This window comes from Enterobacter sp. PL1 (assembly GCF_945957325.1).
GTDB lineage: Bacteria > Pseudomonadota > Gammaproteobacteria > Enterobacterales > Enterobacteriaceae > Enterobacter > Enterobacter roggenkampii.
Genome location: NZ_CAMFKT010000016.1, coordinates 105498 through 126046, shown reverse-complemented (window position 1 = coordinate 126046; position 20549 = coordinate 105498). Strand labels below are relative to the sequence as shown.

Genomic DNA, 20549 nt, shown 5'->3' with positions numbered 1-20549 from the left:
CGATAAATGTTAATTATTTTTACCAAACCGGTGAAAACCATAATTTTGTTTCCCTGGCAGCGCCGCTGAGTGCCCACAGCACTCACTCGCTGAAGCAGAAAGGGTTTTTCCGAAGGGTCCCGGCGTGAGCCGTACTCAGCAAATGGGCAAATCATGTATCTGTGTTCGCTTTCCCGATCAACTCAGCCTCCTGATTTTTTGCGCGAAGCGTATTTGTAATGACAGTTAACCTCAGGTCTATGAACTCGTGCGCGAAGCGTATTTATACTTACAGAAAATACTGTAGTAATGTTCTGAAGCCCAATGGCGCAACACACAGTTGCGCATGCTTCCCTTAAGAAATGATATTATATAAGAAAAACAATAATAAAAGTATTTTCATCAGGTACACCAAGGCCTTGATTATCGTTCTAATGCAAAACTGTGGTTTCTTATTTCTTTATCACTCTTTTATCTTGCAGAACACATTTGAAAATTAACCAATAAAATCAATTAATTAAACAAACCCTGTCGTTATTAACTTCAGCACCAAAAATCATTAATTACATAACAGGTGATGGTGAAATTTAGCACCCCTTGTTTTAAATTTGATAACCAACCATCTCCCGCTAAATAACAACCGTAAAATCTCAAAGTAAATACAATTAAATAATGCTACCACCAAAGTTGACAAATAAATTAAATGTGCCATATATGTAATCACAACAATAAAAAAGGAGCCATCATGTCAATCACAAGCGTTGTATTAACTAAAGAACAAAAGTCCATTATTGCAGAAGCATTAGAGGTTATGCCTGAAGATCTGGAAGAAATAAAGATTAAAGCAAATAGCTATAAAAAAACGTCATTCAGAGACGATTTCTCAATGATATTCAAAGGCAATATGGCCACACTCGCCAGGATGGATTTGACGCCCACAGCGTTTAGAATTGTGCTTTATCTCTTCTCAGTAATTGATTATGGAAATATTATCCCTGATTTTTCACAGTCACGTATAGCCAAAGATCTTGGGCTGAATAAATCAAATGTCTCACGCGCATTCAAAGAGTTATTTGAGAGAAAAATACTTATTCGTGACGCCATAGATAACCAAGTATACCTTAATTCAAACTTGTGTGTTAAAGGAATCCCTCGTCGTTTCAATGAAGATCTGATGGATAAATTTAGAAAGTCCAGACTGGAGACAGAAGACTTTGCCAATTCGTTTAACTTTTATCGTGCAGGGAGTAAAACAAAGCCGGTTAAAAATCCCAAAAGAAGATATCCTACAGACGGCATTCCATTTGATTAAAATAATAAATAATGCTGTTGAACAATTTATACTTCCGCAAATGACTATTTCCCAATACAAATTCAACTTTATATTGGGAATAAAACTAATCATAAGATATCATTAAGTATATGACGTTCTTGTTCAACTTCACATGATTTAATCATCCCACTTAGTACTCTAACAAAAACGTCATTCCATTTCTGACGCTCTCTCGAAGTATGCCAGTTCTCAAACAACACTTTTTCAAGAGAGATCCAAATAACTTCTGCGCGAGAGGTATTTAATAGCTCCTTGAATACTTCGTCAGATACAGTAAGAGCATGAGAATAGATTTTATTATCAATAGTCCAGAAAGGCTCTGGCTTGGTAAAATCAGTCAAAGAAGCAAAAGCCAACCCACGGATCTGTGCTGCTTCCATTGTGCTGTTCACTTTATGATGATCCCGCCATGTTCTTAAATCACCTAAAAGATAATTTACTCGTTGATTCCTTGCCTTGCTGTCTTCTGCCTGGTATTGAATATAAGCGGGACCATTACCAGTCTGGCGATAACGAGCCAATGTTTTGACACTTACACCAAGATAAAGGGCCGAAACTTCAGCACTCAGGGTTGCATCATCTGGCATACTACCAAATAGCCGCCATACTTCGGCGTATTCCCTTAAAGTATCAATAGTACTCATTCCTTGTTCTCCTGATTTACTGGCAATGGTGGATACTTCGCTGAAGCCAAAAGTGTATTATACAATTCTGGTGACGTCATCAGCATATGAAGCTCAATCAGTTGAAGAGCCTCAAATACCCGCTCTTTATCAGGCTCAGCATATCTTTCAGTAGGGTCTGTGGTATTACGGTGGTTAAGCAATCTTTTCACCACTGCATACGAAGTAAGCCCTTCTGCAACTCGACCAAAGGTTCTTCGTAGATCGTGCATTCCCAACTTTATTATTCCGGCTTCCAGACAGATATACTCGCGTAAGCTTTTACTATCAGAATAGTGCCCAACCTTACTCCGCGACGAACGAGCCGGAAAAACCCATTTGCGTTTATCTGCGCGTATTTCGGTATCATTGACGATATCTCGCCGGTCTTCCAGAATTCGCTTTGTCGCATCGCAGATTGGAAGCTCATGGTCATTACGATTCTTCGTGTCGTAAAAGCGAATCACTCGATTTTCGAGATCGACATAGCTGGTCGTTCTAGCCTCTTCTTGTGTCAGGGCCTCTCGCCAGCACAGTGTTGCTGTTTCTTCCTTCCTGGCTCCTGTCAGAATGGTCAGCAACAGATAATCACAACCCAAGCGATTAAAACTTCGCTTATTGTGTAATGCAGTTAAGAACCGTCCCAAAGTATCTTTTGGGGACAATGGATTTCGAACGCCCTTGGCACGATAGCTATCTTCCAGCTCAGATCGTGTTCTGAACTTCTTCTGTACCTTTAAAATTGAAAAAGGGTTGTAGGACAACGAAGGTTGTCGTTGCTGGGTCTGAGCATTCCCAGCTTCAATCTCGATTGCGTGTTTTACAGCAACATTGGCCCACCTAAAAGTCTGTTCTGCTGCTGTTCTGGCTCTTGAAGCAAGCTCGTCAAACTTCCGAAGGATTTCATTACCAGTAAGATCCTTGATTCGAAGGTTTTGCCATTCTTTCAACCGATTCTCAGCTTTGTTTAACACATTGAGAGTGTTTGGTTTAGCAGGTTTGGTTCTGCCAAGTAAGTGACTCCTGTATTGGGCAAAAGCTTCACTCACAGTCAATTCAGCCAGATCGAGTTCCCTTTTAATCTTGTTGGGATTTCTCTTTGTTGCAATCATTGTCTGAACCAACTGCCGAGCTGCCTCACGGGCTTGATCGATACTCGGAAAATCGGACACATTCCCAACCTTTACTTTCAAGACAGAGCTTGGCTTCTTACCCTCACTGACATTACGATCTGACGAGGCTACTCTTCGCTGGATTACATAGGTTTTTTTCGTCAAACTGACCTTCACACCGAAGCCAACGGGTGAATCTCGATGATCGTCAAAAACTATGTAAGGTTTTTGGTCAGGGTTGGCTTCGAAAACGACTTTTCCAGAACTACTGAGTTCAGGCTTAACATTAATACTTAACTTATTGATAATAAAAGCCTGATTGAGAGTTGTTTTCAAAGCATCACCACCATTTGTAGCCCAGAGAAGGAGTAAAACTAATCTATCACACCTTGAGCTACAATTGAGCTACAAATTTATTGGTTTATATGGGTTTAAAGGGGTTTTACCTAGGGCCATATGAGCACTTGAAAGAATTAAATAATGAGTAAAATCAATATGAATGAAGACATTGATAAGGACTTCTCTAGCCATACACCGATGATGCAGCAGTATCTGAAGCTGAAGGCACAGCATCCGGAAATCCTGCTGTTCTATCGTATGGGCGATTTTTACGAGCTGTTTTATGACGATGCCAAACGCGCATCGCAGCTGCTCGACATCTCGCTGACCAAACGGGGCGCATCGGCTGGTGAACCCATTCCAATGGCCGGTATTCCGCACCACGCGGTAGAAAACTACCTGGCGAAACTGGTGAATCAGGGTGAGTCTGTCGCCATCTGCGAACAGATCGGCGACCCCGCGACCTCAAAAGGTCCGGTGGAACGCAAGGTCGTGCGCATCGTCACGCCAGGCACCATCAGCGATGAAGCCCTGCTTCAGGAGCGCCAGGATAACCTGCTGGCCGCGCTGTGGCAGGACGGCAAAGGCTTTGGCTACGCGACGCTGGACATCAGCTCCGGGCGTTTTCGTCTGAGTGAACCGGCCGATCGTGAAACGATGGCTGCCGAACTGCAGCGCACCAACCCGGCAGAACTGCTCTACGCCGAAGATTTCGCCGAAATGGCGCTGATTGAAGGTCGTCGCGGGCTGCGCCGCCGTCCGCTGTGGGAATTCGAAATTGATACCGCGCGCCAGCAGCTGAATCTGCAGTTTGGCACCCGCGATCTGATTGGCTTTGGCGTTGAAAATGCCCCGCGCGGGCTGTGTGCGGCAGGTTGCCTCCTGCAGTACGTAAAAGATACCCAGCGCACCGCCCTGCCGCATATCCGCTCTATCACCATGGAGCGCCAGCAGGACAGCATCATCATGGATGCCGCCACGCGCCGTAACCTGGAGATCACCCAGAACCTGGCGGGCGGCGTAGAAAATACGCTCGCGTCGGTCCTCGACAGTACGGTCACGCCAATGGGCAGCCGTATGCTGAAACGCTGGCTGCATATGCCGATTCGCGATACCGCTACGCTGGTTTGCCGTCAGCAGACGATTGCCGCCCTGCAGGATCGCTATACCGAGCTGCAACCGGTCCTGCGTCAGGTGGGCGATCTGGAACGTATCCTGGCCCGTCTGGCGCTGCGCACGGCGCGACCGCGCGATCTTGCGCGGATGCGTCATGCTTTCCAGCAGCTGCCGGAACTGCGTGCGCAGCTGAGCGACGTTGACAGCGCGCCGGTACAGAAACTCCGCGAAACCATGGGCGAATTTACCGAACTCCGCGAGCTGCTTGAACGCGCCATTATTGATGCGCCTCCGGTTCTCGTGCGTGATGGCGGCGTGATTGCCCCGGGCTACAACGAGGAGCTGGACGAATGGCGCGCGCTGGCCGACGGCGCGACGGACTACCTTGATAAACTGGAGATCCGCGAGCGCGAGCGTCTTGGGCTCGACACCCTGAAGGTGGGGTATAACGCGGTTCACGGTTACTACATTCAAATCAGCCGCGGGCAGAGCCATCTGGCGCCGATTCACTACGTGCGCCGCCAGACGTTGAAAAACGCTGAACGCTACATCATTCCCGAGCTGAAAGAGTACGAGGACAAAGTTCTCACCTCGAAAGGCAAAGCGCTGGCGCTGGAAAAACAGCTCTATGAAGAGCTGTTTGACATGCTGATGCCGCACCTGGCCGACCTGCAGCTGAGCGCCAGCGCGCTGGCGGAACTGGACGTGCTGGTGAACCTGGCAGAGCGCGCGGAAACGCTGAACTACACCTGCCCGACCTTTACCGACAAGGCAGGCATTCGCATTACCGAAGGCCGTCATCCGGTGGTCGAGCAGGTGCTGAACGAACCGTTCATCGCCAACCCGCTGAGCCTGTCGCCCCAGCGAAGAATGCTGATCATTACCGGTCCGAACATGGGCGGTAAGAGTACCTATATGCGTCAGACGGCGCTGATTGCCCTGCTTGCCTATATCGGCAGCTACGTTCCGGCGCAAAACGTGGAGATTGGCCCCATCGACCGTATCTTTACCCGCGTCGGGGCTGCGGACGATCTGGCGAGCGGTCGCTCAACCTTCATGGTCGAGATGACCGAAACGGCAAACATTCTGCATAACGCGACGGAGCACAGCCTGGTGCTGATGGACGAAGTCGGACGCGGAACGTCAACCTACGATGGTCTGTCGCTGGCCTGGGCCTGTGCAGAAAGCCTCGCGAATAAAATCAAGGCCATGACGCTGTTCGCCACCCACTACTTCGAGCTGACGCAGTTGCCGGAGAAAATGGAAGGTGTGGCTAACGTCCACCTTGATGCGCTGGAGCACGGCGACACCATCGCCTTTATGCACACGGTGCAGGATGGCGCGGCAAGCAAGAGCTATGGTCTGGCCGTTGCGGCGCTGGCCGGTGTACCGAAAGAGGTGATCAAGCGCGCGCGTCAGAAACTGCGTGAGCTGGAAAGCCTGTCACCGAATGCGGCGGCGACGCAGATCGATGGTACGCAGATGTCGCTGCTGGTGCCAGCGGAAGAGACATCGCCTGCTGTGGAAGCGCTGGAGAACCTCGATCCGGATTCCCTGACGCCGCGTCAGGCGCTGGAGTGGATTTATCGGTTGAAGAGTCTGGTTTAGTTTTCTGCGGTCTGTTTTGTCGGGTGGCGGCTTCGCCTTACCCGACCTACAAAACCGTAGGCCCGGTAAGCGCAGCGCCACCGGGCAAAAGGCCGCACAATATTATCGCCCGGTAAGCGCAGCGCCACCGGGCTTTTTTTTAGAGCAGCGGCGGGATTGTCGGCACCTGTGGCGCCTCGTCAATATCCTTCTGCGTCATGCGGAACGCTTCCGGGTAGTGCTCGCGGCTGGTACGACGCAGCGGTTCGGTATCGCGCCAGGTATACAGACAATGCTGGCACTGGTAAACGGTCCAGACCCCTTTCACCGGTGACGTCGCCATCACTTCAATATGCTCATCGGCACAACGTGGACAAATCATCTTTTCCTCCTTATTGGCGTGCAGCCAGCATCGCGGTCAGTTTTTCAGCCCAGGCTTTGGTTTCGGGAAGATCCTGAACCGGCTGGCTATAGTGGCCCCGGGTGTCCGGTGCGACAGGCGTGGTCGCATCAATAATCAGTTTGTCGGTAATGCCCGCCGGACTGGATCCCGGATCGAGTTCAAGCACCGACATGTTCGGCAGCTGCACCAGATCGCCTGCCGGGTTGACCTTCGATGACAGCGCCCACATCACCTGCGGAAGGTTGAACGGGTCGACATCCTCATCCACCATGATCACCATCTTCACGTAGCCCAGGCCGTGCGGCGTGGTCATGGCGCGCAAGCCAACCGCGCGGGCGAAGCCGCCGTAACGCTTTTTGGTGGAGATGATCGCCAGCAGACCGTGGGTGTACATCGCGTTTACCGCCTGCACTTCCGGGAACTCCGCTTTCAGCTGCTGGTAGAGCGGCACGCAGGTGGCTGGCCCCATCAGATAATCAATCTCGGTCCACGGCATGCCGAGGTAAAGGGATTCGAAAATCGGTTTGGTGCGGTAAGAAACTTTGTCGATACGCACAACCGTCATGTTACGGCCACCGGAGTAGTGGCCGGTAAACTCGCCGAACGGCCCTTCAATTTCGCGCTTACGGCCTTCAATCACCCCTTCCAGGATCACTTCAGAACCCCACGGCACGTCAAAGCCGGTCAGCGGCGCGGTGGCAATCGGGTACGGGCTTTCACGGAGCGCACCGGCCATTTCATATTCCGACTGATCGTATTTCAGCGGCGTCGCGCCCATCAGGGTGATGATCGGGTCGTTGCCCAGTGTAATCGCAATCGGCAGGTCTTCGCCGCGCTCTTCCGCTTTGTGCAGATGCAGGGCGATATCGTGCATCGGCACCGGCTGCAGGCCGAGCTTGCGCTTGCCCTTCACTTCCATGCGGTAGATGCCAACGTTCTGCTTGCCGAAGTTATCCGGGTCGAGCGGATCGCGCGAGACAACGCACGCTTTGTCGAGATAAAAACCACCGTCCCCGTCGTTCAGGCGGAATAGCGGCAGGATGTCGAACAGGTTAATGTCTTCACCGTCCACCGTATTCTGCGCCCAGGCCGGGTTGGCGCGGCGCTCTGGCGCAATCGGGAATTTATCCCAGCGGCGAATAAACTCGTCGATCTGCTTTTTCACCGGCGTGTTCGCAGGCAGCCCCATCGAAATAGCGTGATTTTGCCAGGAGCCGATGGTGTTCATCACCACGCGGGCATCGGTAAAGCCGCGAATGTTGTCGAACCACAGCGCGGGCGCGCCGTCACCGATGCGGCCGGTCGCGTTGGCTGCCGCCGCCAGATCCGGCTCGGCGTTTACCTCTTCCTTAATTTTCAGCAGTTGCCCTTGCTCATCGAGCGCCTGCAGGAAGCTTCTCAAATCATCAAATGCCATCTTTATTCTCCTGTGAAAAATGTTTCGCCTCCCGCAACCCGTTCCAGCGACGCGCCTTTTTATGCTCCAGGCCAAACTGGTCGAGCACGCGGGTCACAATATGCTGGGTAATGTCATCGGCGGTTTGCGGGTGGTTGTAGTACGCAGGCATGGGCGGCACCATCGCCACACCCATGCGGGAGAGCGCCAGCATGTTCTCCAGATGAATGGTGCTGAGCGGCGTTTCACGGGGCACCAGCACCAGCTTGCGCCCCTCTTTCAGCACCACATCCGCCGCACGGCCCACCAGCCCTTCGGCATAGCCCGCGCGGATCCCGGCCAGCGTTTTCATGCTGCAGGGAATGACGATCATGCCGTCGGTACGAAACGAGCCGGAGGAGATGGTGGCGGCCTGGTCAGCCGGGCTGTGGACGACGTCAGCCAGGGCAGCAACGTCCTGCGCGGTGTAAGGGGTTTCCAGCTCAATGGTGCTCTTTGCCCACTTCGACATCACCAGATGCGTCTCTACTTCCGGCATTTCCCGCAGCGCCTGCAGCAGCGCCACGCCCAGCGGAGCACCCGTTGCTCCCGTCATTCCCACGATTAATCTCATTCAGCACCTCAATTAATTTGTTCGTACACGAACATTATGAGTAAACTACTCCCGGATCGATTTCCTGACAAGATTGTTCGCATACGATCACACGAATTGCTAAAAAATGCCGCGTTAAAATCCAGAGCAAGAGCGGCTATCATAGAGGGAGATTTTTTCCGTCGGAGTGTTCATGGAACTAAGACAAGAGGCGTTCCACCTGTTACGTCAGCTTTTTCAACAGCATACTGCCCAGTGGCAACATGCATTACCGGAGCTGACCAAGCCGCAGTATGCGGTGATGCGCTCCATTGCCGAGCATCCAGGCATCGAACAGGTGGCATTGACTGAAGTCGCGGTCAGCACGAAAGCGACCCTGGCGGAAATGCTGAGCCGCATGGAGGCGCGCGGGCTGGTCAAACGCGAGCACGACCCTGCGGATAAGCGCCGTCGCTTTGTCTTCCTCACGCCAGAAGGTGAGGCCCTGCTTGCAGACTGTAAGCCGGTAGGCAATGAGGTTGATGAGGCCTTTTTAGGACGCCTTAACAAGGCCGAGCGGGAGCAGTTCTCTGCGCTCATCAAAAAGATGATGCACGATTAACTCACGCTGGTGCGCATAAAATCGATAAAGGTGCGCACTTTTGCGGGCACATGCCGGGCATCAGGATAGACCGCATAGATCCCCTGCCGCGCAAAGGTATACTCCGGTAAAATCGTCACCAGCGTTCCCGCATCAAGCGAATCGCGCACCAGCCATTCCGGCAGTAACGCCACCCCACCGCCTGCGAGCGCAAAAGCCATAAGGGCCTGAGCGCTGTCGGCAAACAAACGCGGCGCCTTTTTTATCTCCAGCATGTCAGGCGCACCGCGGGCATCTTTCACCTGCCAGCGCAGCGGCGAGGCTAAGCGCTCGTGGATGATCCAGTCGGCCTGCGCCAGCTGCGCAAGCGATTCGATCGGGTTTCTCGCAAGCCACTCGGGCGTCGCGACGGGGAGAATAGAAAAGTGAGAAATCAGTGCGGCGTGGTTGCGCGAATCAACAAGCGTCCCCAGCCGGATGGCCACGTCAAAGCGCTCCGAGATGAGGTCTGCGTGCAGTGACGACGAAACATGTCGGACGCGAAGATCCGTGTGCTGCTGGCTAAACCTGGCCAGCAGCGGCACCACGACCCGGGCGCCATATTCAGGCGTGGTCGTGATCCGCAGCTCGCCGGTGAGCCCCGCATGGTTCGCACGGACATCATCCTGCAGCCGTTCGGCCTCCTTCAGAAGCGCCACGCTGCGCTGATGAAAAAGCACGCCCGCCTCGGTTAGCGTCAGGCGGCGGGTGGAGCGCAGCAGCAGCGTAACGCCCAGCTCATCTTCAAGCTGGCGGATATTGAAGCTAACCACCGCTTTTGTCAGCCCCATTGCCTCGGCGGCGGCCGTAAAACTGCCGGTGTCGGCCACCGCGACAAACATCTGCGTCCGCTGCAGGTTAATCATCATCACGCCCTTTACTGTCAAAATATTTTTGACAGTATATCGCGCTTTGTCAGGTTTATCCGTGATTCCCGAGCCGATACGATACGCCACCTCACCGGAGGATCCACCATGACGTATCGCAGCCAAGTTGCCGTTGTCTATCTGCTGGGCTTTTTTCTTGATTTGATCAACATGTTTATTGCCAGCGTCGCCTTTCCGGCGATGGCTCACGCCTTTAACACCACGCCTTCTGCCCTTGCCTGGGTCAGTAACGGGTACATTGCCGGCCTGACGCTGGCGATCCCGTTCAGCAGCCTGCTCTCGCGCCGCATCGGGCCCAAGCGCGTCATCCTGCTCTCGCTTTTTCTGTTCAGCGCAGCCTCCGCAGCGGCGGGCCTGTCTGCAACGCTTGAAAGTCTGATCGCCTGGCGAGTGCTTCAGGGCGTGGGAGGAGGCTTACTGATCCCCGTTGGACAGGCGCTGACCTGGCAACAGTATAAGCCTCACGAGCGTGCCAGACTCTCCTCGGCGGTGATGCTGGTCGCGCTGCTTGCCCCGGCCTGCTCCCCGGCTATCGGGGGACTGCTGGTACAGACGCTAAGCTGGCGATGGATATTTTTCGCCACGCTACCGGTCGCTATCGTGACCTTTGTTCTGGCCTGCCTGTGGCTTAAACACGAAATGCCTGCGATGAACGCGGCCAGACTGCTAAACCTGACCTTGCTCGCGGACCCGCTTTTGCGTTTTTCCATGCTTCTCTATATCTGCGTTCCTGGCGTATTTATTGGGGTGAACGTCACGGGCATGTTTTATCTTCAGAACGTGGCGAACATGAGCCCAGCCGCTACGGGCATGCTCATGCTGCCGTGGTCTGTGGCATCGTTTATCGCCATCACGGCAACGGGACGTTATTTTAACCGTATCGGCCCCCGCCCCCTGATCGTCATCGGCTGCCTGTTGCAGGCGACGGGCATTCTGCTTTTGATTGACGTCAGTTCGGCTACGCTGTTGCCTGCCGTCGCGTTTGCCCTGATGGGCGCCGGGGGAAGCCTGTGCAGCAGCACGGCTCAGAGCAGCGCGTTTCTGACAACGCGCCGGGACGAGATGCCGGATGCCAGCGCGCTGTGGAATCTCAATCGTCAATTGAGCTTTTTTGCCGGTGCCCTGCTGCTGGCGCAGGTGCTGAACCTGGCGCAGGCGTGGCTGACGCCACACGCCGCCTGGCACGGGATGTTTATTTTTGCCGCAGGTATGACCTTGCTGCCTGTACCGTACGTTTTTCGTCTTAACAATACGCAGGTGCTAAACCCGCTGCGACAGGAGAATTCATGACGCCTTTCGAACACGACATTATCGACCTCCACATTGCGCTTGAAGCATGGTTAGGCAAAGGTGAAGGCGAGGCCGACGCGCTGCTCGCCCGTTTCCAGCGCGATTTTCTGATGATCCCGCCGGGCGGAGTGCAGGTCGACTATAACGGCCTGGCCAGTTTTCTGGAAAAACAGCGCGGAAGCCGTCCCGGGCTGAAAATCGTCATTGACGAGTTAACCACGATCCAGAGCGGCGAACGGGGTGCAGTGCTTCACTACCGGGAGACGCAAACCCGGCCAGACCTGCCCGTTAACGTGCGCTGGTCAACCGCGGTGCTTAATCAGGAAGGTGACAAAATAACCTGGCGTCTGCTGCACGAGACGGCGACGCAGCCGTAACACAAAAGAAAAAGGCCCGTCTCACGACGGGCCTTTTTTGACGAAAGGTTGCTTATTCGCGGAACAGCGCTTCGATATTCAGACCTTGCCCCTGCAGGATTTCACGCAGGCGACGCAGACCTTCAACCTGAATCTGACGAACACGTTCACGGGTCAGGCCAATTTCGCGGCCGACGTCTTCCAGTGTCGCAGCTTCATACCCCAGTAAACCGAAACGACGCGCCAGCACTTCACGCTGTTTGGCGTTCAATTCGAACAGCCATTTGACGATGCTCTGTTTCATGTCATCGTCCTGCGTGGTGTCTTCCGGACCGTTATCTTTTTCATCGGCCAGGATGTCCAGCAGCGCTTTTTCGGAGTCGCCACCCAGCGGGGTGTCAACGGAGGTAATGCGCTCGTTGAGACGCAGCATACGGCTTACGTCATCAACCGGTTTATCGAGTTGTTCGGCAATTTCTTCTGCACTTGGCTCGTGGTCCAGCTTATGGGACAACTCGCGCGCGGTACGCAGATACACGTTCAACTCTTTGACGATGTGAATCGGCAGGCGAATCGTACGGGTCTGGTTCATAATAGCCCGTTCGATGGTCTGACGAATCCACCAGGTCGCGTAGGTTGAGAAACGGAACCCGCGTTCCGGGTCAAACTTCTCAACTGCGCGGATGAGACCTAAGTTGCCCTCTTCAATCAGATCCAGCAGAGCCAGACCACGATTGCCGTAACGGCGGGCAATTTTCACGACCAGTCGCAGGTTACTTTCAATCATGCGACGACGCGAGGCCACATCACCACGCAAAGCACGACGTGCGAAATAGACTTCTTCTTCGGCCGTTAGCAGTGGGGAGTAACCAATCTCCCCAAGGTAAAGCTGAGTCGCGTCCAGTACACGCTGTGTGGCGCCCTGCGATAACAGCTCTTCTTCAGCCAAATCGTTATCACTGGGTTCCTCTTCTACTAAGGCTTTTTCGTCAAAAGCCTCTACTCCGTTCTCATCAAATTCCGCGTCTTCATTTAAATCATGAACTTTCAGCGTATTCTGACTCATAAGGTGGCTCCTACCCGTGATCCCTGAACGAGACACCCTGGCTGGCATGCCCCGTCAAATTATCGCTGCGGCAAGTACTGCAGCGGGTTTACGGATTTCCCCTTGTAACGAATTTCAAAATGCAAGCGTGTAGAACTGGTTCCGGTGCTACCCATGGTAGCGATTTTTTGCCCCGCCTTAACTTCTTGTTGTTCCCGGACCAGCATTGTGTCGTTATGGGCGTAGGCACTCAGGTAATCATCGTTGTGTTTGATGATGATAAGATTACCGTAACCGCGCAGAGCGTTACCGGCATACACAACGCGTCCATCTGCGGTCGCGATGATAGCCTGTCCTTTACTCCCTGCGATATCGATCCCTTTATTTCCCCCTTCGGAGGAAGAGAAGTTCTCGATAACCTTGCCGTCAGTCGGCCAGCGCCATGCAGAAATCGGCGAACTGGAGGTCATACTGCTGGCAGTCGGTTCAGTAGAGCTAACCACAGGTGCCGTAACCGGTGCTGTGACAGCAGTCGCAGTCCCTTTATTATTCGGCAACATTTTGTTAGCAGTCTGATCACCTGAATCCTCAGAATACGTAATTACAGGTTGTGAAGCAACCACCGTGGTGGATTTTTGTGCAGGCTTAACGCTGTTATTTTGAGCCGTCACATCGGCCGCTGAAACCGTGTTGCCAGGCGTAAGCGGCGTACCCGTCGCGTTGCCCACCTGGAGCGTTTGCCCGACTTCCAGAGCATATGGGGCCTGGACGTTGTTGCGCTGCGCGAGGTCACGGAAATCGTTCCCGGTGATCCACGCAATGTAGAACAGCGTATCGCCGCGTTTCACGGCATAGGTGCTGCCACCGGTGTAGCTGCCTTTCGGAATGTTCCCATACTGGCGGTTATAGACTATGCGGCCGTTTTGGGTCTGAACAGGCTGTTCAACTGGCTGAACCTGCATTGGCTGTGTAACAGGATGTTGCACAGGCTGAATTTGTGGTGTTTGCTGCGGCGCAGCTGTCCCCATTTTAGGTGGCGGCGTGATTAACATTCCGCTGGACGTGTTACCGGAGCCGCTGTTTCCGCCGACGGAACTGACGGGCGCAGGGGCGTTGTTAGAACTTGTACAGCCTGCCAGCCAGAGCGAAACCAGTGATAATGCCGCAACACGGCTGATGGTGAATTTTGGGCTTCCCGCGCTCATTTATCCCCCAGGAATGTGTTAACTACCAGTGACTTAAAATTTACCGTGATGGCACGAATCTTTCGCGCCACACCATACGCTGAATTTGCCTTAATAACCCTGGATAATTCCGAGTCTCAGGCCAACTCCCCCTTCACCAGAGGCACAAAGCGCACGGCTTCCACGGTGTCGATAATAAACTCGCCGCCGCGCCGACGAACGCGCTTCAACAGCTGCTGCTCGTCCCCGACAGGCAAAACCAGAATGCCCCCCTCATCCAGCTGCGACAACAGGGCAGCTGGAATTTCAGGCGGGGCCGCCGTCACGATGATCGCGTCAAACGGGGCGCGAGCCTTCCAACCCTGCCATCCATCACCGTGTCGTGTCGAAACATTATGTAAATCAAGTTGTTTCAGGCGACGACGCGCCTGCCACTGTAAACCTTTAATCCGCTCAACGGAGCATACGTGATGAACGAGATGCGCCAGGATCGCGGTCTGATACCCCGACCCGGTGCCAATCTCCAGCACGCGGGAGTCGGGCGTCAGCTCCAGCAGCTCCGTCATGCGAGCCACCATGTAAGGCTGCGAAATCGTCTGGCCCTGCCCGATGGGCAGCGCCACGTTTTCCCACGCTTTGTGTTCAAACGCCTCGTCTACAAATTTCTCACGCGGAACCAGGGCGAGCGCTTCAAGCACGTGCTCGTCGCGGATCCCCTGCGCGCGTAGTTGTTCCAGAAGAGTTTGTACACGTTTGTTTACCATTGCGCGTTCACTCCTGCGCGATCCAGCCAGCCCGACACCACATCATGCGCGCTATACGCGGTTAAATCTACGTGCAGCGGGGTAACCGAAACATAGCCTTCCTCCACGGCGGCAAAGTCGGTATCCGGACCCGCATCGCACTTATCGCCGGGAGGGCCGATCCAGTAAAGCGTGTTGCCGCGCGGATCCTGCTGCGGGATCACCTGATCGGCAGGATGTCGACTCCCACAACGGGTGACGCGGATGCCTTTAATTTCATCGAGAGGAAGATCCGGCACGTTGATGTTGAGGATGCGTCCGGTACGCAACGGCTCGCGGCCGAGCGCCCGCAGGATCGAACAGGTCACCGCGGCGGCGGTGTCGTAGTGCGTGTAGCCGTTCAACGAGACCGCCAGCGCCGGGAATCCCAGATGGCGGCCTTCCATTGCGGCCGCCACGGTGCCGGAGTAAATCACGTCATCGCCGAGGTTAGGCCCGGCGTTAATGCCGGAGACGACGATATCCGGACGCGGCCGCATCAGCGCGTTCACGCCCAGAAAAACACAGTCGGTTGGCGTGCCCATCTGTACGGCAATATCGCCATTTTCAAAGGTAAAGGTGCGAAGCGACGACTCCAGCGTCAGCGAGTTAGACGCTCCACTGCGGTTACGATCGGGCGCCACAACCTGCACATCCGCAAACTCACGGAGGTGTTTCGCCAGGGTCTGAATGCCTGGCGCGTGGATCCCGTCATCGTTACTCAGCAATATTCGCATAATCACCCGAGGTGTTGATAAGTTCCCTGACAACACTGGTGGCAAAGCTGCCTGCCGGCAGCCAGAAGCGTAACTCGACGGTCACGTCATCCCACCAGTTCCAGCTTAACTGCTGCGGATAGAGCAGCATCGCGCGGCGTGCCGCGTCGACTTTTTCCCGCACCAGCAAGGACTGCAATTCTGGCGCATCCGCCACGGCTGACTGCTCGGCGGCCAGGGCCTCCCCCTGGGTTCCCCAGTCGCCCGTACCGGGCAACGCGGCGGTGATCAGCAGCCCTTTTGCGTCCACGCGCGACTGGACATCGGCCATCTCTTCGGCCGTTGCCACAAACCAGCTTCCGCGTCCCGCTAATTGTAGCGCATCGCCAACAACAACTTGATTCGCGTCCGGTTTTTTCAGCCTTTCGCTCACAATCTGATTAAACAACGCACTGCGGGCCGCCGACAACCAAAAACTGCGTTTATTCCTGTCACGCACCGGCGCGTCGCTTTGCGCCCAGCGCAGTGCGCCCTGCAGGTTGCTGCCGCCGATGCCAAAGCGCTGCGCGCCAAAGTAGTTCGGTACGCCGCGGTCGCTGATGGCATTCAGGCGTTTTTCAACGTCTTCACGGTCAGTCACGTCGCGCAGCACCAGCGTAAACGCGTTGCCTTTTAACGCGCCCAGACGCAGTTTGCGCTTGTGGCGGGCATATTCCAGTACCTTACAGCCCTCAAGCTCAAATTTGCTTAAATCAGGCATCGCATTGCCGGGAACGCGCGCGCAGAGCCACTGTTCCGTGACGGCGTGTTTATCTTTCTGCCCGGCAAAGCTCACCTCGCGGGCATGAATTTTGAGGAATTTTGCCAGCGCGTCGGCCACAAAGCGGGTATTGCAGCCATTTTTCAGAATACGCACCAGGATATGTTCGCCTTCGCCATCCGGCTCAAAGCCCAGATCCTCCACCACGAGGAAATCTTCAGGGCTGGCTTTCAGCACCCCGTTCCCCTGCGGCTTACCGTGCAGGTATGTCAGGTTGTCGAAGTCTGTCATTTGCTCGCCTTCACCAGCAGCGCCACGGCTTCACAGGCAATCCCTTCGCCGCGACCGGTAAAGCCCAGCTTCTCGGTCGTCGTCGCTTTCACGTTCACGTCGTCCATATGGCAGCCCAGATCTTCTGCAATAAATACGCGCATCTGCGGAATGTGCGGCAGCATTTTTGGGGCCTGAGCGATAATCGTCACGTCGACGTTGCCAAGGGTGTAGCCTTTCGCCTGGATGCGGCGCCACGCTTCGCGCAGCAGTTCACGGCTGTCCGCCCCTTTAAACGCCGGGTCGGTGTCCGGGAACAGCTTGCCGATATCACCCAGTGCGGCCGCGCCCAGCAGCGCGTCGGTCAGCGCATGCAGCGCCACGTCGCCATCAGAATGCGCCAGCAGCCCTTTTTCATAAGGAATGCGCACGCCGCCAATGATAATTGGGCCTTCGCCGCCAAAGGCGTGTACATCAAAACCGTGTCCAATTCGCATTATGCCTTCTCCTGATGGGTCAAACGGGTAAGATAAAATTCCGCGAGCTGTAAATCTTCCGGACGCGTCACTTTAATATTATCAGCACGTCCTTCAACAAGCTCAGGGTGGAAACCGCAGTACTCCAGCGCAGAGGCTTCGTCCGTGATGGTCGCACCTTCGTTAAGCGCGCGCGTTAAGCAGTCGTGGAGCAGTTCGCGGGGGAAAAATTGCGGCGTCAGCGCGTGCCAGAGATCGACGCGATCGACGGTGTGGGCGATAGCCCGTTTGCCCGGCTCGGCACGCTTCATGGTGTCGCGCACGGGAGCGGCCAGAATGCCGCCCACTTTGCTGGTTTCGCTCAATGCCAGCAGGCGAGCGAGATCGTCCTGATGCAGGCACGGACGGGCCGCGTCATGGACCAGCACCCACGGCGCATTACCGGCCGCCTGAATGCCTGCCAGCACGGAATCGGCGCGCTCGGCACCGCCATCGACAACGGTAATCTGTGGATGATTTGCCAGCGGGAGCTGCGCGAAGCGCGCATCGCCGGGGCTGATAGCGATGATCGCTCGCGTCACCCGCGGGTGCGCCAGCAGCGCCGCCACGGCGTGCTCGAGGATCGTTTTATCGCCAATAGAGAGGTATTGCTTGGGACATTCTGTCTGCATGCGCCGGCCAAAACCTGCGGCCGGCACCACGGCGCATACGTCCGAAAAAGTTACTGCCATGTCGTAATCCTGGGCCTGATTATCGATTGTTTTGTGCTGAGCCCTGATTGCGTTTAGACGCATCCGGAACCAGACGATAAAAGGTTTCGCCCGGCTTAGTCATACTGAGTTCATTGCGTGCGCGTTCCTCAATCGCCTCTTGCCCGCCATTGAGGTCATCAATTTCAGCGAAGAGTTGATCGTTTCGCGCCTTAAGTTTGGCGTTTGTTGCCTGCTGAGCTGCGACGTCATCGCTCACCCGGCTATAGTCGTGCAGTCCGTTCTTACCGAACCACAGCGAATATTGCAGCCAGATTAGCAAAGCCAGCAACAGCAGCGTTAGTTTACCCATCCTGCCCCCTGAAAAACGGCATCATCATCCCAAGACTTCCCCAGAGCACTACGCCGGGGTAACAGAGATGCCGCAACATCGCGGGCAAATGTACCACATTTTTTCCGCAGAATCGTCCTGCTCAATATCGTTACACAGTTGGTTACGGTTTGAATTATGGCTGAAGTTAGCCCATGAGCCACAAAAATAACAGACCAAACATCAGCACCACCGTCACAATCGTGACCACGGTACTGTACAGGAGCTTGCCGTTGAGCAGCGAGTGAAGCGCAATGCCGACGACAACCGCCACGGGCATCAGCGCCAGAAAGAAAGGCCAGGTGTAGAGAAAGAAGAACAGCGTGTTGCCGCCGTAGATAAGAAACGGGATACCCAGCGCCAGTAACCATGAGACGAAGCCAATGATGGCCCCAGGAAATGACCAGGTCGTTTCGTCGTCGGTCGCAAGCGGCTCCGACCCGGTGGTGGTGATGTAATGTTCACTGTTGCGCATAGCTAGTCCTGTGACCGTGACTCATCGTTCGGGAAGACAGCTCCCGAACGATACCGTCTCAGGATCTGATAATATCGTCCCGTCTGAGCAGGTCTAATAATTGGCTTACTAAATTTGTTACCAATTGTTGACCCTCCAGGTGAATTTCTGGCGATTCAGGCGCTTCGTAGACCGCGTCAATGCCGGTGAAGTTGCGCAGTTCTCCGGCACGCGCTTTTTTGTACAGCCCTTTCGGGTCGCGCGCTTCGCAAACCTCCAGCGGCGTATCCACAAACACTTCGATAAAGCGATCCTGACCGACCCGTTCGCGCACCATCTGGCGCTCGGCGCGGTGTGGAGAGATAAATGCGGTCAGCACCACCAGCCCGGCGTCGGCCATCAGGCTGGCGACCTCCCCGACCCGACGGATGTTCTCTTTGCGGTCGTCGTCGCTGAACCCTAAATCGCTGCACAGGCCATGGCGCACGTTGTCGCCATCCAGCAGGTACGTGCTTACGCCCTGCTGATGCAATGCCTCTTCCAGCGCGCCCGCCACCGTCGATTTACCCGAGCCGGACAGCCCGGTAAACCACAGCACAACTCCACGGTGACCGTGGAGCTGTTCGCGCTGGGCGACGGTGACCGGATGAGGATGCCAGACGACGTTCTCATCATGGGCAGCCATTACTTGCCTCCCAGCAGATCGCGCGCGCCCCAGTGCGGGAAGTGCTTACGCACCAGCGCGTTCAGCTCCAGCTCAAAGGCGCTGAATTCTGAAGCTGCGGACGCCTGTTCGTTTGGCTCACGGACCATCCCCGCGCCGACGGTGACGTTCGTCAGGCGGTCAATAAAGATAAGCCCGCCCGTCACCGGATTTTGCTGATACGGATCCAGCACCAGCGGTTCGTCAAAGGTCAGATCGACCAGACCAATACCGTTCAGCGGCAGCTCGGTGACCTCGCGCTGGGTCAGGTTGTTGATGTCCACCTGGAACTGAATACCGTCCACGCGGGCGCGGGTCTTCTTGCCGGCGATTTTGATGTCGTAGCTCTGGCCCGGCGTCAGCGGTTGCTCCGCCATCCACACCACATCCACGGAAGCCCCCTGCACGGCGGCCAGCGTTTCCCGGGCATCCACCAGAAGATCGCCCCGGCTGATATCAATCTCGTCTTTCAGCACCAGCGTAACCGCTTCACCGGCGCCTGCGTCCTGCAGGTCACCGTCGAAGGTGACGATGCGTGCGATGGTCGATTCCACGCCGGATGGCAGCACCTTGACGCGCTGACCCACCTTCACGGAGCCTGACGCGAGAGTGCCGGAGAAACCGCGGAAATCGAGGTTAGGCCGGTTCACATACTGCACCGGGAAGCGCATCGGCTGGGTGTCGACCACGCGCTGAATTTCAACCGTCTCCAGCACCTCCAGCAGCGTCGGGCCGCTGTACCACGGCATGTTCGCGCTCTGGGAGGCGACGTTATCCCCTTCCAGCGCCGAGAGCGGCACAAAGCGGATATCCAGGTTGCCCGGCAGCTGTTCGGCAAAGGTCAGATAGCTCTGGCGGATCTCCTCGAACTTCTCTTCGCTGAAGTTCACCAGATCCATCTTGTTGACCGCCACCACCAGGTGTTTGATCCCCAGCAGCGTGGAGATAAAGCTGTGGCGACGGGTCTGATCCAGCACGCCTTTACGGGCGTCGATCAGCAGGATCGCCAGGTCACAGGTCGATGCGCCGGTCGCCATGTTACGGGTGTACTGCTCGTGCCCCGGGGTGTCGGCAATAATAAATTTGCGCTTCTCGGTAGAGAAATAGCGGTAGGCCACGTCAATCGTGATGCCCTGCTCGCGCTCCGCCTGCAGGCCGTCAACCAGCAGCGCCAGATCCAGCTTTTCGCCCTGGGTACCGTGACGCTTACTGTCGTTATGCAGGGAGGAGAGCTGATCTTCATAAATCTGGCGCGTATCGTGCAGCAGGCGGCCAATCAGGGTACTTTTCCCGTCATCCACGCTGCCGCAGGTCAGAAAACGCAGCAGGCTTTTGTGTTGTTGCGCGTGCAGATACGCTTCCACGCCGCCTTCGTTGGCAATTTGTTGAGCAATAGTGGTATTCATGG

The 20549-nt window shown here is 55.1% G+C and carries 22 protein-coding genes; 5 read left to right on the top strand and 17 right to left on the bottom strand.

Going from position 1 to position 20549, the window contains the following annotated elements; all coding sequences use genetic code 11:
• Positions 1 to 724: 724 nt before the first annotated feature.
• Complete coding sequence (locus N6P30_RS15775; protein ID WP_016239675.1) at positions 725 to 1291, top strand: helix-turn-helix domain-containing protein; 567 nt, start codon at positions 725 to 727, stop codon at positions 1289 to 1291.
• 89 nt (positions 1292 to 1380) lie between these two features.
• Here N6P30_RS15775 and N6P30_RS15770 read toward each other — a convergent pair whose 3' ends face one another.
• Positions 1381 to 1956 carry a hypothetical protein gene (locus N6P30_RS15770; protein ID WP_016239676.1) on the bottom strand — a complete coding sequence of 192 codons (576 nt, stop codon included), beginning with the start codon at positions 1954 to 1956 and terminating at the stop codon, positions 1381 to 1383.
• Positions 1953 to 3422 (bottom strand): tyrosine-type recombinase/integrase, encoded by a 1470-nt coding sequence (locus N6P30_RS15765; protein WP_016239677.1) that lies wholly within the window; start codon positions 3420 to 3422, stop codon positions 1953 to 1955. Before N6P30_RS15765 ends, N6P30_RS15770 begins: the two co-directional genes overlap by 4 nt.
• A gap of 159 nt (positions 3423 to 3581) precedes the next feature.
• On the opposite strand from N6P30_RS15765, the gene mutS reads away from it, so the two are divergent.
• Positions 3582 to 6149, top strand: coding sequence for a DNA mismatch repair protein MutS (gene mutS / locus N6P30_RS15760; protein WP_102000683.1), 2568 nt, complete (start codon positions 3582 to 3584; stop codon positions 6147 to 6149).
• A gap of 139 nt (positions 6150 to 6288) precedes the next feature.
• Here mutS and N6P30_RS15755 read toward each other — a convergent pair whose 3' ends face one another.
• The 3 genes from N6P30_RS15755 to N6P30_RS15745 are packed head-to-tail and all read right to left on the bottom strand — an operon-like array spanning position 6289 to position 8540.
• Positions 6289 to 6510, bottom strand: coding sequence for a non-oxidative hydroxyarylic acid decarboxylases subunit D (locus N6P30_RS15755; protein ID WP_003862116.1), 222 nt, complete (start codon positions 6508 to 6510; stop codon positions 6289 to 6291).
• A 10-nt stretch (positions 6511 to 6520) separates the two neighbouring features.
• Positions 6521 to 7948, bottom strand: a complete 1428-nt coding sequence (locus N6P30_RS15750) for a non-oxidative hydroxyarylic acid decarboxylases subunit C (RefSeq protein WP_023294439.1) — start codon at positions 7946 to 7948, stop codon at positions 6521 to 6523.
• Positions 7938 to 8540, bottom strand: a complete 603-nt coding sequence (locus tag N6P30_RS15745) for a non-oxidative hydroxyarylic acid decarboxylases subunit B (RefSeq protein ID WP_023294440.1) — start codon at positions 8538 to 8540, stop codon at positions 7938 to 7940. Before N6P30_RS15745 ends, N6P30_RS15750 begins: the two co-directional genes overlap by 11 nt.
• A gap of 172 nt (positions 8541 to 8712) precedes the next feature.
• On the opposite strand from N6P30_RS15745, the gene N6P30_RS15740 reads away from it, so the two are divergent.
• The gene (locus N6P30_RS15740; RefSeq protein WP_023294441.1) at positions 8713 to 9120 is read left to right on the top strand and encodes a MarR family winged helix-turn-helix transcriptional regulator; all 408 of its coding nucleotides are present in this window, start codon (positions 8713 to 8715) and stop codon (positions 9118 to 9120) included.
• Here N6P30_RS15740 and N6P30_RS15735 read toward each other — a convergent pair.
• A complete protein-coding gene (locus N6P30_RS15735) occupies positions 9117 to 10004 on the bottom strand; it encodes a LysR family transcriptional regulator (protein ID WP_032664263.1) in 888 nt (295 codons plus the stop codon). The genes N6P30_RS15740 and N6P30_RS15735 overlap by 4 nt on opposite strands.
• 108 nt (positions 10005 to 10112) lie before the next feature.
• On the opposite strand from N6P30_RS15735, the gene N6P30_RS15730 reads away from it, so the two are divergent.
• Together N6P30_RS15730 and N6P30_RS15725 are read left to right on the top strand one after the other, a co-directional pair.
• On the top strand, positions 10113 to 11315 hold the full coding sequence (locus N6P30_RS15730; protein WP_023294443.1) for an MFS transporter: 1203 nt from the start codon (positions 10113 to 10115) through the stop codon (positions 11313 to 11315).
• On the top strand, positions 11312 to 11692 hold the full coding sequence (locus tag N6P30_RS15725; RefSeq protein ID WP_021241912.1) for a DUF4440 domain-containing protein: 381 nt from the start codon (positions 11312 to 11314) through the stop codon (positions 11690 to 11692). Before N6P30_RS15730 ends, N6P30_RS15725 begins: the two co-directional genes overlap by 4 nt.
• 52 nt (positions 11693 to 11744) lie before the next feature.
• Here N6P30_RS15725 and rpoS read toward each other — a convergent pair whose 3' ends face one another.
• The 11 genes from rpoS to cysN form a co-directional block, all read right to left on the bottom strand.
• Positions 11745 to 12737: an RNA polymerase sigma factor RpoS gene (gene rpoS / locus N6P30_RS15720; RefSeq protein ID WP_008499600.1), complete on the bottom strand. Its 993-nt coding sequence runs from the start codon at positions 12735 to 12737 to the stop codon at positions 11745 to 11747.
• Positions 12738 to 12796: 59 nt separating this feature from the next.
• The gene (nlpD, locus tag N6P30_RS15715; RefSeq protein ID WP_023294444.1) at positions 12797 to 13921 is read right to left on the bottom strand and encodes a murein hydrolase activator NlpD; all 1125 of its coding nucleotides are present in this window, start codon (positions 13919 to 13921) and stop codon (positions 12797 to 12799) included.
• Positions 13922 to 14037: 116 nt separating this feature from the next.
• Positions 14038 to 14664 carry a protein-L-isoaspartate(D-aspartate) O-methyltransferase gene (locus N6P30_RS15710; RefSeq protein WP_008499604.1) on the bottom strand — a complete coding sequence of 209 codons (627 nt, stop codon included), beginning with the start codon at positions 14662 to 14664 and terminating at the stop codon, positions 14038 to 14040.
• Positions 14658 to 15419 carry a 5'/3'-nucleotidase SurE gene (gene surE, locus N6P30_RS15705; RefSeq protein WP_021241911.1) on the bottom strand — a complete coding sequence of 254 codons (762 nt, stop codon included), beginning with the start codon at positions 15417 to 15419 and terminating at the stop codon, positions 14658 to 14660. Before surE ends, N6P30_RS15710 begins: the two co-directional genes overlap by 7 nt.
• Positions 15400 to 16449, bottom strand: coding sequence for a tRNA pseudouridine(13) synthase TruD (gene truD, locus N6P30_RS15700; RefSeq protein ID WP_023294445.1), 1050 nt, complete (start codon positions 16447 to 16449; stop codon positions 15400 to 15402). Before truD ends, surE begins: the two co-directional genes overlap by 20 nt.
• Positions 16446 to 16925: a 2-C-methyl-D-erythritol 2,4-cyclodiphosphate synthase gene (ispF, locus tag N6P30_RS15695; protein WP_008499607.1), complete on the bottom strand. Its 480-nt coding sequence runs from the start codon at positions 16923 to 16925 to the stop codon at positions 16446 to 16448. The genes truD and ispF overlap by 4 nt, the downstream gene beginning before the upstream one ends.
• The gene (gene ispD, locus N6P30_RS15690; RefSeq protein ID WP_023294446.1) at positions 16925 to 17635 is read right to left on the bottom strand and encodes a 2-C-methyl-D-erythritol 4-phosphate cytidylyltransferase; all 711 of its coding nucleotides are present in this window, start codon (positions 17633 to 17635) and stop codon (positions 16925 to 16927) included. Before ispD ends, ispF begins: the two co-directional genes overlap by 1 nt.
• Positions 17636 to 17654: 19 nt before the next feature.
• Positions 17655 to 17966, bottom strand: coding sequence for a cell division protein FtsB (ftsB, locus tag N6P30_RS15685; RefSeq protein ID WP_008499609.1), 312 nt, complete (start codon positions 17964 to 17966; stop codon positions 17655 to 17657).
• Between the two features lie 166 nt (positions 17967 to 18132).
• The gene (locus N6P30_RS15680) at positions 18133 to 18459 is read right to left on the bottom strand and encodes a DUF3561 family protein (RefSeq protein WP_008499610.1); all 327 of its coding nucleotides are present in this window, start codon (positions 18457 to 18459) and stop codon (positions 18133 to 18135) included.
• A gap of 58 nt (positions 18460 to 18517) precedes the next feature.
• Positions 18518 to 19123: an adenylyl-sulfate kinase gene (cysC, locus tag N6P30_RS15675; protein ID WP_021241908.1), complete on the bottom strand. Its 606-nt coding sequence runs from the start codon at positions 19121 to 19123 to the stop codon at positions 18518 to 18520.
• The gene (gene cysN, locus N6P30_RS15670) at positions 19123 to 20547 is read right to left on the bottom strand and encodes a sulfate adenylyltransferase subunit CysN (RefSeq protein WP_023294447.1); all 1425 of its coding nucleotides are present in this window, start codon (positions 20545 to 20547) and stop codon (positions 19123 to 19125) included. Before cysN ends, cysC begins: the two co-directional genes overlap by 1 nt.
• Positions 20548 to 20549: the final 2 nt, after the last annotated feature.